The 14,898-nt window shown below is 69.2% G+C and carries 19 protein-coding genes; 12 read left to right on the top strand and 7 right to left on the bottom strand.

Features of this window, described 5'->3' with window-relative positions:
- Positions 1–30: 30 nt before the first annotated feature.
- Entirely contained in the window at positions 31–246 is a 216-nt protein-coding gene (locus tag D7Y21_RS35160) for a hypothetical protein (RefSeq protein ID WP_121718011.1), read from the bottom strand.
- 30 nt (positions 247–276) lie between these two features.
- Positions 277–813 carry a periplasmic heavy metal sensor gene (locus D7Y21_RS35155; protein WP_121718010.1) on the bottom strand — a complete coding sequence of 179 codons (537 nt, stop codon included), beginning with the start codon at positions 811–813 and terminating at the stop codon, positions 277–279.
- A gap of 356 nt (positions 814–1,169) precedes the next feature.
- On the opposite strand from D7Y21_RS35155, the gene D7Y21_RS35150 reads away from it, so the two are divergent.
- Positions 1,170–1,370, top strand: coding sequence for a cold-shock protein (locus tag D7Y21_RS35150; RefSeq protein WP_120563874.1), 201 nt, complete (start codon positions 1,170–1,172; stop codon positions 1,368–1,370).
- A 197-nt stretch (positions 1,371–1,567) separates the two neighbouring features.
- Complete coding sequence (locus tag D7Y21_RS35145; protein WP_120549128.1) at positions 1,568–1,933, top strand: cupin domain-containing protein; 366 nt, start codon at positions 1,568–1,570, stop codon at positions 1,931–1,933.
- Between the two features lie 13 nt (positions 1,934–1,946).
- On the opposite strand, the gene D7Y21_RS35140 is transcribed toward D7Y21_RS35145, so the two are convergent.
- Entirely contained in the window at positions 1,947–2,705 is a 759-nt protein-coding gene (locus tag D7Y21_RS35140; RefSeq protein WP_121718009.1) for a hypothetical protein, read from the bottom strand.
- 182 nt (positions 2,706–2,887) lie between these two features.
- Here D7Y21_RS35140 and D7Y21_RS35135 point away from each other — a divergent pair, with 182 nt between their 5' ends.
- Positions 2,888–3,610: a metallophosphoesterase gene (locus D7Y21_RS35135; RefSeq protein WP_121718008.1), complete on the top strand. Its 723-nt coding sequence runs from the start codon at positions 2,888–2,890 to the stop codon at positions 3,608–3,610.
- On the opposite strand, the gene D7Y21_RS35130 is transcribed toward D7Y21_RS35135, so the two are convergent.
- The gene (locus D7Y21_RS35130; protein ID WP_120563877.1) at positions 3,591–4,028 is read right to left on the bottom strand and encodes a DoxX family protein; all 438 of its coding nucleotides are present in this window, start codon (positions 4,026–4,028) and stop codon (positions 3,591–3,593) included. The two genes, D7Y21_RS35135 and D7Y21_RS35130, sit on opposite strands and share 20 nt — an antisense overlap.
- Positions 4,029–4,143: 115 nt before the next feature.
- On the opposite strand from D7Y21_RS35130, the gene D7Y21_RS35125 reads away from it, so the two are divergent.
- The 5 genes from D7Y21_RS35125 to D7Y21_RS35105 all read left to right on the top strand — a co-directional run bounded on the left by D7Y21_RS35125 (position 4,144) and on the right by D7Y21_RS35105 (position 6,868).
- Positions 4,144–4,509 (top strand): helix-turn-helix domain-containing protein, encoded by a 366-nt coding sequence (locus D7Y21_RS35125; RefSeq protein ID WP_233591598.1) that lies wholly within the window; start codon positions 4,144–4,146, stop codon positions 4,507–4,509.
- Between the two features lie 161 nt (positions 4,510–4,670).
- On the top strand, positions 4,671–4,913 hold the full coding sequence (locus tag D7Y21_RS35120) for a hypothetical protein (protein WP_233591599.1): 243 nt from the start codon (positions 4,671–4,673) through the stop codon (positions 4,911–4,913).
- Between the two features lie 20 nt (positions 4,914–4,933).
- A complete protein-coding gene (locus D7Y21_RS35115) occupies positions 4,934–5,653 on the top strand; it encodes a hypothetical protein (RefSeq protein ID WP_121718007.1) in 720 nt (239 codons plus the stop codon).
- A 7-nt stretch (positions 5,654–5,660) separates the two neighbouring features.
- On the top strand, positions 5,661–6,233 hold the full coding sequence (locus D7Y21_RS35110; protein ID WP_120563881.1) for a tRNA-uridine aminocarboxypropyltransferase: 573 nt from the start codon (positions 5,661–5,663) through the stop codon (positions 6,231–6,233).
- A 5-nt stretch (positions 6,234–6,238) separates the two neighbouring features.
- A complete protein-coding gene (locus tag D7Y21_RS35105) occupies positions 6,239–6,868 on the top strand; it encodes an HAD hydrolase-like protein (RefSeq protein ID WP_121718006.1) in 630 nt (209 codons plus the stop codon).
- A gap of 10 nt (positions 6,869–6,878) precedes the next feature.
- Here D7Y21_RS35105 and D7Y21_RS35100 read toward each other — a convergent pair whose 3' ends face one another.
- A complete protein-coding gene (locus D7Y21_RS35100) occupies positions 6,879–8,327 on the bottom strand; it encodes a M20 family peptidase (protein WP_121718005.1) in 1,449 nt (482 codons plus the stop codon).
- 251 nt (positions 8,328–8,578) lie between these two features.
- Here D7Y21_RS35100 and D7Y21_RS35095 point away from each other — a divergent pair, with 251 nt between their 5' ends.
- The 4 genes from D7Y21_RS35095 (at position 8,579) to cml (ending at position 13,212) form a co-directional block, all read left to right on the top strand.
- Positions 8,579–9,523 (top strand): GNAT family N-acetyltransferase, encoded by a 945-nt coding sequence (locus D7Y21_RS35095; protein WP_233612401.1) that lies wholly within the window; start codon positions 8,579–8,581, stop codon positions 9,521–9,523.
- Positions 9,524–9,684: 161 nt separating this feature from the next.
- A complete protein-coding gene (locus tag D7Y21_RS35090) occupies positions 9,685–10,731 on the top strand; it encodes an acyltransferase (RefSeq protein WP_120563885.1) in 1,047 nt (348 codons plus the stop codon).
- Between the two features lie 70 nt (positions 10,732–10,801).
- A complete protein-coding gene (locus D7Y21_RS35085; RefSeq protein WP_120563886.1) occupies positions 10,802–11,788 on the top strand; it encodes a GNAT family N-acetyltransferase in 987 nt (328 codons plus the stop codon).
- 236 nt (positions 11,789–12,024) lie between these two features.
- Positions 12,025–13,212 (top strand): CmlA/FloR family chloramphenicol efflux MFS transporter, encoded by a 1,188-nt coding sequence (gene cml / locus D7Y21_RS35080; protein WP_199735557.1) that lies wholly within the window; start codon positions 12,025–12,027, stop codon positions 13,210–13,212.
- On the opposite strand, the gene D7Y21_RS35075 is transcribed toward cml, so the two are convergent.
- Positions 13,209–14,090, bottom strand: a complete 882-nt coding sequence (locus tag D7Y21_RS35075; protein WP_121718002.1) for a helix-turn-helix domain-containing protein — start codon at positions 14,088–14,090, stop codon at positions 13,209–13,211. The two genes, cml and D7Y21_RS35075, sit on opposite strands and share 4 nt — an antisense overlap.
- Positions 14,091–14,194: 104 nt before the next feature.
- Positions 14,195–14,860: a hydrolase gene (locus D7Y21_RS35070; protein WP_121718001.1), complete on the bottom strand. Its 666-nt coding sequence runs from the start codon at positions 14,858–14,860 to the stop codon at positions 14,195–14,197.
- Positions 14,861–14,898: the final 38 nt, after the last annotated feature.

Below are 14,898 nucleotides of genomic sequence, written 5' to 3'. Positions count from 1 at the left end.
TGATGATGCCGGGCATGGGCGGGGCGAATCCTAACGCGCTCCCGGTGCGTCGGCGGGACCGGCGGTGCCCGGAGGCCTGGGCGCGTGCCAGTCCCAGTAGGGCGGCGTCCCGTTGCGGTAGGCGGGGCCGCCCCAGTCACCCCGGTGGCAGTGGGAGCGGTGGTGGCGGGCGAGGCTCGCGAAGCCGGAGGCATAGCCTCCGAGGGCACCCGCGGCGAGGAGGACGACGAGCAGACGGTGGCGCATGGGCAATCTCCAGGAAGAGGGGAGGGGGACTCAGACGAAGGACGCGGAGCCGTCATCGTTGTGGGGGCGGCCACCCCACCGGCCGTACCCGCCGCAGCGCCGGCCGTGCCAGCCCCGGCCCTCGCCGCGCCAGCCGTAACCCCAGCCGTGCTCGATGATGTCCGCGAGCTCGCGGCGCTGGTTGGGCTCCAGCGCCTCGTGCACCTGGGACAGGGCGTCCTGCACGGCGTTGCGCAGCGTCTCCAGCGCCACGTCGTGGCGGGTGAACAGCTCGCGCAGCATGGCGCCGTCGAAGTGCTCCCCACGCAGCGAACCCGCGAGCGACGTGCGGCTGGGGCCCCACTGGTCCTTCACCTTGGCGAAGGCCTCGCGCACGTTCTCCACCGCCTTCACGATGACCTTCTCCTGGCCGGGGGACGTCTCCAGCCGCTCGAAGAGCCAGCGCAGCCGGGGGCGCATGCCAAACCGGCCTCCGCGGCCGTAGGAGGGGTGGTGCCCGTAGCGCCCCCGGCGCAGCGTGGCGAAGAGACCGGCGAGGCAGGCGGTACCGAAGAGGAATCCGAACATGGTCTTGGCTCCAGGAAGCAGGCGGGCGCCGAACCGGCGGGCCCGTGTCGTTTCTGACGGAGCTCAAGGTAGAGGGCGGGTGTGAAGCCCACGCCCGGCGGCGGTGAAGAAATGTGAAGGGCCGGGGAGGGGTGTCCGGAATGCCCGGCGGGGCATGGGATGTTCCAAAGCCGGGCCTCGACTGCATCCGCTGTGTCGGATGAAGGACGACTGCCAGCGGGATTCCACCCTCAGGAGTGGTGTTCGCGCTGGAAGTGGGTAGAGTACCCGGCGTGCCGGGGCGGTGTTCGTTCCGGCACCGGTGGAAGGCGCGAGCCTCTCACCTGTTCAGAGCAGAGAAAGAGAAGAGACTCACAATGGCTTCTGGTACCGTGAAGTGGTTCAACGACGCGAAGGGCTTCGGTTTCATCGCGCAGGACAATGGCGAAGACGTTTTCTGCCACCACACTGCGATCAACATGGATGGCTTCCGCACCCTGGCCGAGGGCCAGAAGGTGGAGTTCGAAGTCACCAAGGGCCCCAAGGGCCTGCAGGCGCAGAACGTTCGCGCCGGCTAAACGAGCCGAACCTTTGACTCACCCCCTGCGGTGAGTCCTCGAAGCCCAGTCTCCCCAAGGAGGCTGGGCTTTCGTCTTTCCGGACGCAGGGCAGGCGGGCGGCCATCGCGACGCGGTCCGCCACGATCCGGGGTCTTCCCTACCTTCTCCCAGGAGGAGCGCGGCGCCGGACGCCGCCCCCCCAAGGAGAGGCGAACATGGGCGACACCAGCGTGAAGAAGGTCGAAAGCCGCCATTCCCCCAAGGGGGAGATGGGCCAGAAGTACCTCGCATCCGGCGTCCGTGTGGCCATGCGGCTGTGGGAGGACGAGCCGCCCGCCGAGGCCAAGCCCGCCAGCACGCGCGACTACGAGACCGTGGGCTTCGTGCTCAAGGGCCGCGCGGAGCTGCACCTGGAGGGGCAGATCATCCTGCTGAACCCCGGCGACTCCTGGCTCGTGCCGCGCGGGGCCAGCCACACGTACAAGGTCCTGGAGACCTTCTCCGCCGTGGAAGCCACCAGCCCCGTCTCCTCCGCGCATGGCCGCGACGAGCACGAGGCCCCGAAGGGCGCCAAGGCGTGACGGAGGGGTGGGTTCAGGGACCGGCCTCCGGAGACGTGCCCGGGGGCGGTTCCCGTTCGAAGCGCAGGCCCATCACTGCGTCCGCCTCTGGGGTGGAGGAGCAGCGGAAGGGCTCTGTCTCCTGCTTCATGCACGCGAGCGCCGTGCCCGGGGGGACGGGCTCGTAGTCCTCGGCCGCCTTCTTCCAGGCACAGTTGAAGACACCCGGGATGTATCTCTGGATGGGGCTGCACCGCAGGCCCGATGCGGATTGGGGCGCCCCCAGGGCGTACTCCGTGCCGCGGCAGACATAGGTCGCGGCGGCTTCCGGCGGTGACTCGCAGCGCAGGGTCTCCTCGTCCTCGGGATCCTGGACGAAGCGCTCGCAGGCCTTGCGGCTGATGAATGACCTGTCGTGGCCCGGCCCACCGCTCGGGTTGCTGTCGTACCAGAGCTGGATGCGCTCGCCATGGGTGGCGCGGAGCAGGGCCTGCGCGATGGCGGAGTCAATGCCAGGCAGATGGAAGACGGCGATGAAGGGTTTGCCCGCCGCTTCCGCTGCCTCGACGCAGGCCTTCGTCTTGAGCCGCTCCTCGGGGCCCCGGGCTTCGCCGCAGTCCACCGCCTGGGCGTCCGCCAGGGGGCGCGCGGCCGCCACGATGTCGCAGTCCGTGTGATGCACCTGCGAGGTGAAGCGGACGGTGGCTGTTGTGGCGGGAGGCGTCTTCTGGACGCCCGCACATCCCGACACACCGAGCAGGCCGAGGGCCGCGACGAAGCGATAAGCGGTCATTCCAAGAGGCTCTCGCGCCAGGAGGCCCGCATGCAAGACACCCAGCCCCGCCCATGTCAGCCCCACGGGCAGGCTCCGTCCGGGGGCGCATGCGAATCCTATCGGTTGAAGAGAAGCCCCTTTATGAGTGGTGGTACCTGAACGCGTCGCCGCGCGGAGGCAGCCGTGCGGAGCGGCTCCCCTTGCTCCGCGGACAGGTGGACGCCCTGCCTGGGGACCTGGAGGCGGTCATCGCGCTCTCGGACCTCCAGGGCATGGCGCCGCATGCCTTGCAGGGCGGGGCGGCGGCGCTCCTGGGAGAAGTCGTGGCCGACGAACTGGCGATGATGTGCAAGGCGGGCGACCTCCCTCCCGCGAACCGCACCGGCATCATCCTGGCGGGAGACCTCTTCTCCAACGACACCGCGGACGAACGGGGCGCATCCGGCGACGTGCGGAGCGTCTGGACTGCCTTCGCCAGGTACTTCCGTTGGGTCGTTGGCGTGGCGGGAAATCACGACACCTTCGGCGGTACCCAGGCGCGCGAGCGCTTCTTCCGCCAACCCAGGCAGAAACTGCTGGATGGCGAGGTCATCGCGCCGGACGGACTCCCGGTGGGCGGGGTGAGCTACATCATCGGGCGCCCGGACAAGCTCAACCGGCGCGAGCAGTCCGCCCAGCTGGAACGGATTGAAGCGGTGTTGCTCCAGGACCCGGAGGTGCTGGTCCTCCACGAGGGCCCGGACGTCCCGGGGACAGGGCTGCGCGGCAACGCCGTCATCCGGGAGGCGGTGGAGCCCTGGAGCAGGCTCCTCGTCATCTGCGGCCACTGTCATTGGGACGTGCCGTTCGTCACGCTCGCGAGCGGGACCCAGGTCCTCAACGTGGATGCGCGCGCGGTGATTCTCAGGCGTGCCGGGGCTTGATGGGAGCGCGCGTCCGGCGCCCCCAGAAGACAAAGAGCGACAGCGCGACCAGGAAGAAGTTGAAGGGCGTGTTCGCCGCCTCGCCACGAGAGAAGTGGAAGGCGATGGCGCTGGCCTGGAGCAGCGCGCAGCCCAGGGCCGCGAGGACCGTCAGGCCCGGTTTCACCCGCGTGAGCGAGGGCAGGATGACGCCCAGCCCGCCCGCCAGGTCGACCGCGACGATGAAGTACAGGAACGCGGGAGGCACCTGGCCTGCCCACGGAATCATCGCGGCGAGCTCTGGCAGGGGCGTGAGGGCCTTCCAGATGCCCGAGCCGACGAAGGTGACACCCAGCAGCGCCTGGACGACCCACAGGCCCACGTGAAGGGCCTTGGACGGCTTCGCTGAAACGCCAACGGGAGGGGAGAGCGTATCCATACGTGGCTCCATGGTTACTTCCGTGTGCCTGGTTACGGATGATGACCACGTCTCTCTGGCATACCGTGCACAGGCCGGACAAGGAGGCACATTGAAGTCACCAGGGTACGGAAAGATGACCGGGCGCTATGACGACGACTGCGTCGCGACGCGCGAAATCCTGAGCCTCGTCGGGGACAAGTGGAGCGTGATGGTCATCGTCAACCTGGGAGAAGGCCCGGTGCGCTTCAGCGAGCTCAAGCGCGCCATCGAAGGCATCTCCCAGCGCATGCTGACCCTCACGCTGCGCAACCTGGAGCGGGACGGACTGCTGACACGCACCGTGCACCCGACGACGCCGCCGAGCGTGGACTACGCGCTCACGAAGCTGGGGCGCACGCTGCTCGAACCGGTGTCCGTGCTCGCGATGTGGGCGCGGCAGCACCGGCCGGAGATTGAACGCGCCCGCGAGGCCTTCGCACGCACCGCCCGCGCGAAGTGACCGAGACTCCGTGAAAATGATAGATGTCTGGGATGGACGAAGTCCCCGCCGCGCTCTGTCCCAGACATCCTGAAACACTCGCGGAAGGAACCTGCACCCGGTGCGGGACCTTCATCTGTGCCCTCTGTCGCAAGCGCGGGTTGTGTCCTTCCTGCCAGGAATTGAGCAAGCGTGAGAAGCCCTCCGGGCGCGCGGTGCTGGCCCTGGTGTTCGCCACCGTGGGCTTCTGCGGCTTCGCCCCGGGCATCGTCGGACTGGTGCTGGGACAGAAGGAGCTCAACGCCATTGAAGCAGGCCAGGCCCCCGTGTCCGGGCACGAGCCCGCGGTGATCGCACGCAACGTGGGCTGGTTCCACGTGGTGATGTTCTTTCTTCTCCTTCTGGGGCTGTACAACCACCTCTGAGCCGGGGCGGGAGTTCTTCGATGGGTGTGTTGAAGCTGGCATTGGAAGAGGGGGGGCCCCAGAACCTGGAGCTGTTCTGGGGCGAAGGCTGGAGGAACCTGCAGATCGAGCTGAACGATCAGCCGGTGGGCTCGGTGGAGGACCCGCTCCAACTGGAGCATGGGGTGGAGTTCACGCTCCCGGACGGGAACGTGCTGCACGTCCAGCTCGTCCATGTCGTCGCGACGGAGCTGCGGGTGATGCTCAACGGCGTGCCGCTGCCAGACAGCGCGTCGGATCCCATCCCGCAGGCCCGCTCCGCGACGTACATGCTCTACGGGATGGCGGCCTTCACCACGGCGTCCTCGATGGTCCTGTTCGTCGTGGCGAACGACCCGGGGACGCAGCTTCCGATGACCTTGGCCAACGTCCTGTTCGGAGGCTTCCTGGCCGTCCTGGGCTTCTTCATGTTCAAGCGCTCGCGCGTGGCGCCGCTGGTGGCCATCCTGCTCTTCGCCGTCGACACCCTCACCACGACCTTCGAGAAGATGACGACGCCGGAGGGGCTTGGGCTGTCCGACATGTCGCGGCTCGTCGTCCGCATCTTCATCTTCTCGGTGCTCACCAAGGGCTTCCTGGGCGCGAGGGAGCTGGCGCGGCGCGGGAAGCAGGGCCCGGCCACCGTGCCGCCTGCCGTGGGCCCGGTGGCCGCCAGCCCGGCAACGAGTCCTTCTCTTGGCGCGAGGACCGGCACAGGATGACGGGAGGATGCCTCCCCGCGCTGCCCGTCCACCCCGCTGTACGCGTTGCAACCTGGCGAAACACCTGTGCCTGTGCACGGAGGTTCCCCGGGTGGAGACCCGGACCCGCTTCGTCTTCCTCCAGCACGTGATGGAGGTGTCCAAGCGGAGCAACACTGGAGGCGTGGCCGCGCTCGCCCTCGCGAACGCGAAGCTGCTCATCCACGGCTCGATGGCGGGGACCTTCGACATGGAGGTCCTCTCCGAACCGGGGACCTGGCTGCTCTTTCCAGACGGTCCCACCGCGCCGCCGGACGCGCCTCCTCCCAGGCAGGTGGTGGTGCTGGACGCGAACTGGTCGCAGGCGCGGAGGATGACCCAGCGGCTCCCGGAGCTGCGGGCACTGCCCCGGCTGGTGCTGCCTCCGCCGGAGCCCGGCCTGCTCATGCTTCGCGAACCCTCGCACCCCGCCGGCATGTCCACCCTGGACGCCGTCGCCCGCGCGGTGGCCCTGCTGGAAGGACCGGACGTGGCGGCCCCGCTGGCGCGGCTGGCCGCGCTCCGGGTGCAGCGCATCGCCGACTGTGGGACGCTGAACTGAGCCCCATGGGATACCGGCTGATCATCTTCGACTTCGACGGGACGCTCGCGGACAGCGCGGACTGGTTTCGCGGCATCTTCAACGACGTGGCGCGGCGCTACGGCTTTCGCAGCGTCAGCGCGGAGGAATTGGAGTCGCTGCGTGGGCAGGACACCCGGACCATCATCGCGCGGCTCGGCGTGCCCATGTGGAAGATGCCCTTCATCGCCGCCCACATGCGCAAGCTCGTCGCGCGTGACGCGCACCGCATCCCGACCTTCCCGGGCGTGGAGGCGATGCTGGAGCAACTGGAGGCGCGGGGCATCACCCTGGCCGTGGTGAGCTCCAACGCGGAGGAGAACGTGCGGCGCGTGCTGGGGCCGGTGGCGTCCGCGCGCATCCGCCACTACGCCTGCGGCGCGGGCATCTTCGGCAAGCGGTCGAAGTTCCGGAAGGTGCTGAAGGCCGCGGGCGTGCGTCCGGGCGAGGCCCTCTCCGTGGGCGACGAGGTGCGCGACATCGAGGCCGCGGTGGCCGAGGGCATCGCCACCGCCGCGGTGACGTGGGGCTACGCGACGGAGGCGCTGCTGCGCTCACGCGCGCCCACCGTCGTCTTCACCCGCCTCGAAGAGTTGCTGCAAGCCGTCGCGGCGTAGGCGCGCCCTGCTAGCGCGTGGTGTTGCGCAGGTACTGCGCGTAGAAGCGGATGGCGGCGGCGTGCTCCTCCACGGAGAGCCGTTCGTCGCGGCCGTGCATCCGGGTGAGGTCCTCACGGTTCATCCGCACCGGCACGAAGCGGTACACGCTGTCGCTCAGGGGATGGAAGTAGCGCGCGTCGGTGGCCGCCACGGTGAGGAAGGGCGCCACCAGCACGTCCGGGAACACCTGCCGGATGCTGCGCTGCAACTGCCCCCATCCCTCCGTGTCCAGGCTCGACACCGGCGAGGCCTCGTCGCCCTCGGCGGTCAGCTCCACGCGCGTGTCATCCACCACGTCGCGCACGTGGGAGCGCACGTCCTCCAGGCTGTCGCCCGGCAGCAGGCGGACGTTGAGCACCGCGCGCGCCTGCGAGGGCAACACGTTGGGCTTGGGGCTGCCTTCGAGCATGGTGGCGGCGAAGGTGGTCCGGATGCTGGCGTTCGTGGAGGGCGCCCCGGCCATCTGCCGTTCGATGACGGGCGCGAAGAGCCAGGTGTTGGCGAAGAGCAGGCGCATGCCGAAATTCATCTCCGGCCCCACATACTCGAAGAGCGCCCGCGTCCCGCCGCGCAGCTCGGGCTTGAACGGGTTCTCCTCCAGCCGCACGAGCGCCCGGGCAAGCGTGTTCGCGGCCGTCTGTGGGGGCGGCATGGACGCGTGTCCGCCCGCGCTCCGCACCACCAGCTCCACGCGCGCCGAGCCCTTCTCCGCCACGCCCACCAGCGCCACCGGCGCGGCCACGCCAGGCACGAGCCCCACGCCGATGGGGCCGCCCTCGTCCAGCACCGACTCCAGGCCCACGCCCCGCTCACGCAGCAGCGCGGCCACGCGCGCGGCACCGTCATGCCCGCCCACCTCCTCGTCCGCGCCGAACGCGAGCATCACCGTGCGGCGGGGGCGGTAGCCCTCGGCGAGCAGGCCCTCCACGGCCTCCAGGATGGCGAGCACGCTGCCCTTGTCGTCCAGCGTCCCGCGCCCGTACACGTAGCCATCCGCCACGACGCCACCGAAGGGCGGGTGGCTCCAGGTGGCCTCCGCCTCCGCGGGCACCACGTCCAGGTGGCCCATCAGCAGCACGGGCCGCAGGGCGGGCTCCGAACCCTTCCATGTATAGAGACGGGCATGCGCGCCCACGGCCTCATGCGCCAGCTCCGCGTGCACGCGGGGAAACCGGGCGACGAACCCGGCGTGCAGCGCCTGGAAGGCGGCGTCCTCCGCGCTCATGCCGTCGGAGGCGGCGATGGTGCGGTGGCGCAGCGCCTCCGCGAGGCGGCCCGCGGCCGCGGCGGCATCCACCGCGAAGGGCTCGGCGGGCTCGGCGGTCACCTGCCGTGAACCGAAGCGCAGCGTGCGGACGACGAGGACGCCCACGAGAAGCAGGACGAGGACCAGCAGGACGAGGAGGACGCGCTTCATCGGTTGGGAGTTCCCGGAGAGGTCGCCGCCGAGCGTAGCAGCAGGCGCGGCGCGCCACTCCCGCCGGCGAACCCGAAGACCGCGACGACAGGGCGAGGCCCAGGGGCATTGCCGCCCGGATTCCAACATCGGGGATGCCCCGGCGGGGGGGCTCCTGCGCGGGCCCTGAACGGCTAGCCTGCAACGCGAAAGCCAGTAACAAAATGAAATACATTCGTGATGACACTGGTGGCGGGGGAACAGCCATGCGGATGATGCGAACGAGCGCGGTGCTCGTCCCTGATCAGGGGGCGTCAGCGCTGTCGGAAGACTACTTCCGTTCCGCGCACCATCTGCGAGCAGAGCGGGTGACGCATACGCTGCTCATCGAGGACGGCGGGGGGAACGCGCAGCGGGTGCCGCTCATCGTGCGGCCCATTGAAGGAACGCCCTACCGCGATGCCATCTCCCCGTATGGGTTTCCCGGCGGCGCCCTGGTCGGGCTCCAGGAGGTATCGAAGGAGGAGGTGGATTGGTCGGGAACGGAGCTCGTCAGCATCTTCGTGCGCGACCGCGTCTCGGGCCCCCGGTGCTTCGCGGGCGGGACGGAGCGCAACGAGGTGTTCTTCATCGACCCGCGCCTGCCGGTGGCCTTCCGGGAGATGCATTACCGGCACATCCGGCGCAACCTCCGGCTGGGCTTCGTGAGCACCGCGTGTGAGGCGCGCGAGGCGTCACGCGAGGACCGGGAGGGATTCCAGGAAGCCTACCGGCAGACCATGGTCCGCGAAGGGGCGAGCTCCCGGTACTTCTTCTCCGATGTCTATTTCGAGGAGCTGTTTTCATCCCCGTACGCCTGGCTGGTGACGACGCACGCACCGCAAGGGGGCGTGGCCTCCGCCGCGCTGTGTGTCAGCAGCGACGGCATGCTGCACTACTACCTGGGCGGAACGGTGGATGCGCATCTGGCGCGCTCGCCGGCGAAGAACGTCTTTGGAACGCTGGCGGAGCTCTGCTCGAGACTCGGCGTCCCGCTCCATCTGGGCGGAGGCATCCGGCCGGGGGACAGCCTCGAGCAATTCAAACGGAGCCTGTCCAACGCGAGCTCCCGCCTCCACACCCATGAGCTGATCTGCGAGCCGACGGTGTATGCCCGCCTGTCGGAAGGCCGCACCGGCAGCGACTTCTTTCCGGCCTACCGCTCGCCCCGGAGTTGAATGGCATGTCGCATTCCCGCCCTCCGCCAGAAGGGCCGGCGCATGCGGAAGACGTGACACATGTCCGCGACCCAAGGTCTCATGGTGAGAGCGACGGAAGACACCTAACGTTGGACGCGCTCCGAGTGCTGATCGGAGAGAGCAGGAAAGGGTGAACCCGGATGACACGCATTCCAGCCGCTCCAGAGGCGAGCCCGCCGCGTCTGGTGGAATTGGATGCGCTCCGGGGATTCGCCGCGCTGGCGGTCGCGCTGTATCACTTCACGGCGGAATACAGCGACCTCTACGGGCACTCGGTTCCCCTCTGGGAGATGCGCTTCGGGAAGTATGGGGTCCAGCTCTTCTTCGCCATCAGCGGCTTCGTCATCCTGATGTCGCTGGAGCGCGTCGAACGGGCCCGGGACTTCGTATGGAGCCGCGCGGCCCGGCTCTATCCGTCCTATTGGACGGCCGTCGCGCTCACCTTCACGGTGGTGACGCTGTTCGGACTGCCGGAGCGCGAATTCAGCCTCCAGACGGCCCTGGTCAACCTGACCATGTTTCATGAGCTCCTCCGCGTCCCGCACGTCGACACCGTGTATTGGACGCTGACCATCGAGCTGTCCTTCTACCTGCTGATGTTCGTGCTCGCGTACGCGCGGGCGCTCCCCAAGGTCATCCCCATCTTCATCGGGCTCGTCGTGCTGCAGACCCTGGCGGAGCTGGCGGCCCAGGCCGTGGGCATGAGCTTCCTGGCGAGACTCGCGAGCCGGCCGCACCTGCAGTACTTCGCGCTGGGCGTGCTGGCCTTCAAGCAGAGCCGCGGCGAGGTCTCCCTGCCGTCCGCGGTGGTGCTCGTGGCCGTCAGCTTCGCGCACGAGGTGCTCGTGGGCAGTGAGGCCCCCGCCCCCGTGTTCCCGGTGGTGCTGGGCCTTTCCTATGCGTTGTCCCGGGGCTGGCTGCGCTGGCTCACCTGGCGCCCGCTGCTCTTCATGGGGTTCATCTCCTATCCGTTCTACCTGGTCCACCAGAACATCGGTTACGTCATCATCCGGCGGCTCGAGGCCGCGGCCTGGCGCCCGGAGGCCGCCATCGCGGTCGCGCTGGGGGCCGGGTTCCTGCTGGCCATCGTCATCACCTATGGGGTCGAGCAGCCCGCGTTGCGAGCCTTCCGGCAGTGGCGGCGGAAAACAGGAGCCCCGGCGGCGATCCCGTCACACCCCGCCTGAGGGCCTCCGCGCCCCGCGCTGAAGCAGGGGGCGGCGGGCCCTGCATCGCTCATGGAAAGGATGCGCTCGAATGAATCACACCGAAGCCTTGCGACTGACGTCTCCAGGCCTGAAACCCTGCCGCGCCACCCTGATTGCTGACGCGGGGAGGTCCGCCGTGTCGGAGGACTACTTCCGCTCCGCGCACCACCTGCGGGCCGAAGGCGCGACCCATACCCTGCTCATCGAGGACGGCGAGGGGAACGCGCAGCGCGTGCCGCTCATCGTGCGGTCCATTGAAGGAACGCCCTACCAGGACGCCATCTCTCCGTATGGCTTTCCCGGTGGGCGGCTGGATGGATTGAGCGGGGTCTCGAAGGACGCCGTGGACTGGACCGGCATCGGGCTCGTGAGCCTCTTCGTGCGCGACCGTGTCTCGGGGCCCCGGTGCTTCGCGGGTGGGACGGAGCGCAACGAGGTGTTCCTCATCGACTCCCGGCGCCCCATCGAGTTCCAGGCGGAAGCCCGCCGGCAGATGCGGCGCAACAACCGGCTGGGCTATGTGAGCAGCTGTGGTCCGGTGCGCGAGGTCTCGCACGAGGATCGCGAGGGTTTCAAGGAGGTCTACCGGCAGACCATGGTCCGCGACGAAGCGCACGCCCGGTATTTCTTCTCGGATGCGTACTTCGAGGACTTGTTCGCCTCTTCCGTGGCCTGGCTCGTGACGACGCGTGCACCGGACGGCCGCATCGCCTCTTCAGGGGTGGCGGTCGCCAGCGACGGCGTGCTGCACTACTACCTGGGCGGGACGGCGGATGCGCACCTGTCGCGCTCTCCGGCCAAGAACACCATCTTCGAGGCCATGGTGGAGCTCAGCATCCGCCTGGGACTGCCGTTGCACCTGGGCGGCGGCGTGCGGCCAGGTGACGGCCTCGAGCAGTTCAAGCGGAGCTTCTCGAACACCAGCTCCCGCCTCCACACCCACGAGGTCATCTGCGAGCCCTCGGTGTACGCGCGCCTCTCGGCGGGCCACGGCAACACGGGCTTCTTCCCGGCGTATCGCGCGCCGAGGAGCTGAACAGGGGCGGGCCGGCCCTCCGGTCTTCGCGCACCCTGTCAGGACCGGCCCGGTGTCTTCGTCCCGCCCGGACCCCGATGCACCCAGGAGCCCGCCGGATGGCAGACGCCAGTTCCGCAGATGAGTGAGCCGCGGCGACACGTCCACTGTTGCCGCGGCCCTCTGCCCCAGTTCATCCCGGTCCCCGTGGAGAGGCAGATCGCCGCCAGATGATCCTCATTTGCGCGGATGCCTTCATGTCTGACCCGAAAGTCCTGTCGTGGAATCACACCGTGCCAGCAGCGCTGTTGCTGATGGCCCCCTTCGACCTCCTGGCCTCGCTGGCCATGGACATCTACCTCCCCGTGGTTCCGGCCATGACCGGAGTCCTCGGCACCTCCCCCTCCATCATCCAACTCACGCTGAGCCTCTACATGGTCATGCTCGGGGCCGGGCAACTGGTGTTCGGCCCGCTCTCGGACCGCATCGGCCGGCGCAGGGTATTGCTGGGGGGCGCGTGGGTGTTCGCGACCACCTCCTTCCTGCTCGCGAGCACCACCGATGCCGCGATGTTCGTCGGGCTCCGGCTCCTGCAAGCCGTGGGGGCCTCCGCGGCGCTCGTCGCGACGTTCGCCACCGTCCGGGACGTCTATGCGGAGCGGCCCGAAGGCGCGGTCATCTACAGCCTGTTCAGCGCCATGCTGGCCTTCGTCCCGGCACTGGGCCCCATCGCCGGGGCCCTGCTCGCGCGGCACTTCGGATGGCGGGCCATCTTCGTCACGCTCGGCGTCCTGGCGACGGCGGCGCTGCTCCAGGCTTTGTCACGGTGGCCTGAAACACGCCCCTCCGGAGTGGCTCGGCAGGGAGTGTCCGTCCAGCGCATCCTGCGCGGAGGCGCGTTCTGGACGTACACGCTGGGCTTCAGCGCGGCGATGGGCTCCTTCTTCGTGTTCTTCTCCACGGCGCCCCGGGTGCTCATGGGACGGGCCGGCTTCTCGGAGCTTGGCTTCAGCCTGGTCTTCGCCACCGCCGCGCTGGCCATGATGGTGACGACGCGCTTCGCGAAGCACCTCGTGGCCCGCTGGGGGCTGGCGGGAAGCCTTGCCCGCGGCATGCTCCTGTTGCTGCTGGGCGCGGTGTTGCTCACCGCCGGGCAGCTCCTCACGGCGCCGTCCTTCTGGACGTTCGTCGTGCCCATGTGGGTCATCGCCGCGGGCATCGTTTTCGCCGTCTCCGTCACCGCCAATGGCGCGCTCCAGGCCTTTGGCGCCGTGGCGGGGACAGCGGTCGCGCTCTACTTCTGCATCCAGAGCCTCATTGTCGGCGTCGTGGGGACCCTGATGGTCGTCCTGCTCGACGGCGACACCGCGTGGCCCCTGGTGGGTTACGCCTCGCTCATGGCGGGGGTGACGTTGGGCTGCCTGGCAGCCTTCAAGCGCCCTTAGCCCTTCCGGTCCCGGCGCCACCTCGCGGGGGTGGTGCCGTGGGCTTTCCGGAAGGCCTTGCCGAAGTGCACCGCGTCGGCGAAGCCCGTCGCTTCGGCGACCTGCTCCAGTGACGCGGGCGTGGTCAGCATCATCGCCTGCGCGCGCTCGAGGCGGGCGCGCAGTTGCCATTGATAGGGCGCCACGCCGGTGGCGGCCTTGAAGGCGCGGCTGAAGTGCGCCTGCGACAGGTCCACCAGCGCCGCCAGCTCCGACAGCTCGACCCGGCCGGGCAGGCGCGACTCCATGAAGTCGAGCACCCGCCGGAGCTGCCACGGCGCCAGCCCCTGGCGCTTCGAAGGGCGTTCCGCGCGACGCGCTCCCAGCGTGGCGAAGAGGGCGGCGGTCAACCCATCGCCGTAGAGCTGGGTGGAGGGATCGTCGTCATCCACCACCTCGGCGAGCAGCCGCATCAAGGTCCAGAGGCGGTCATCCGAGAAGCGCAGCCTTGGCGCACCCAGCTCGGTGGGACTCAGCGGTTGGCCCAGGCGCTCGCCCAGGTCCTTCAGGTCGAACGTGAGCACGGCGTCGCGCACCAGGCGCGAATCGTCGCTGTAGCCCCACAGCGGCATGCCGGCGGGCATGAGGTTCAGCTGCCGGGGGACGTAGCCGATGGGGCAGGGCCGGCCTTCGCGCAGGCGCGGCTCGCAGGGCGACCCGACCTCCTCCAGCAACGCGCTCAGGCGCGTATGGCTTTCCAGGCACAGGGGCGTTTCGGCGGGCCCCGAACAGCGGGTGGCATTCACATCCACGCTGATGCCATTCCATTTCCTCCGGGTGACGGAGATGTCCACCACGTTCTCCGGCAGCGGGCTCAGCCGTTCCGCGCGCGTCTCCACGGCATCGTCCTCCCATTCCCCAGGCGGCGGGGAGTCACTTCCCGGGAGGACGATGTCAGCAGTCCGGAGGCGAGTCATCCCCTGGTCGGGGGCCCGCCGTGCCTTCAGACGCCCTTTCCGGCCCGGCCCGCCAGCAGCTGCAGCTCCCAGGCGAAGGCCACGGCGCTGCCTCCGCCGTGCTCGGACAACACGCCGGCGAGCCCGGTGGCGCTGTCCTCGCGGGCCCAGTCGCGCTGCCATTCGGCGACCACCGCCATCCAGGTGATGGGCGTCACGCCCGCCATCTGCATGCGGCGCACCGCCATCTCATGCGCTTCGCGGCTGACGCCTCCGGAGGCGTCGGTGACGGCGTAGACGTCATAACCTTCGCCCGCCGCCTGGATGGCGGGCATGGCCAGACAGATTTCGGTCCACAGCGCGGCGATGATCAGCTTCTTGCGGTCCGTCTTCTTCACCGCGTCAACCACGCGGCTGTCCTCCCAGGTGTTGATGAAGGTCCGGTCGATGGGCTTCTGCTCGGGGAACACGTCCTGCAGGCCCTTGACCAGGTAGCCGCCGCGCTCCTCGATGACGGTGGTGAGGATGGTGGGCACCTTGTAGACCCGGGCCGCCTTGGCCAGGCCGATGACGTTGTTGAGCACCATCGTCGGCTCATGGCTGTGCAGGTTGGCGAACTGGTAGGGCTGATGGTCGATCAGCACCAGCACGGAGTTCTGGGGCGTCAGCAGGGCTTCGAGCCCGCGGTGGGAGGGCGTTGGCGACGTGCTCATGGTCTGGAGACTCCTGGGAGGGGGGACAGAGGGGGAGG

This window comes from Corallococcus sp. AB045, assembly GCF_003668895.1.
In the GTDB taxonomy this organism is placed as follows: Bacteria; Myxococcota; Myxococcia; order Myxococcales; family Myxococcaceae; genus Corallococcus; species Corallococcus coralloides.
The sequence above is the reverse complement of the archived record's forward strand: the minus strand, read 5'-3'. Positions and strand labels throughout refer to the sequence as shown.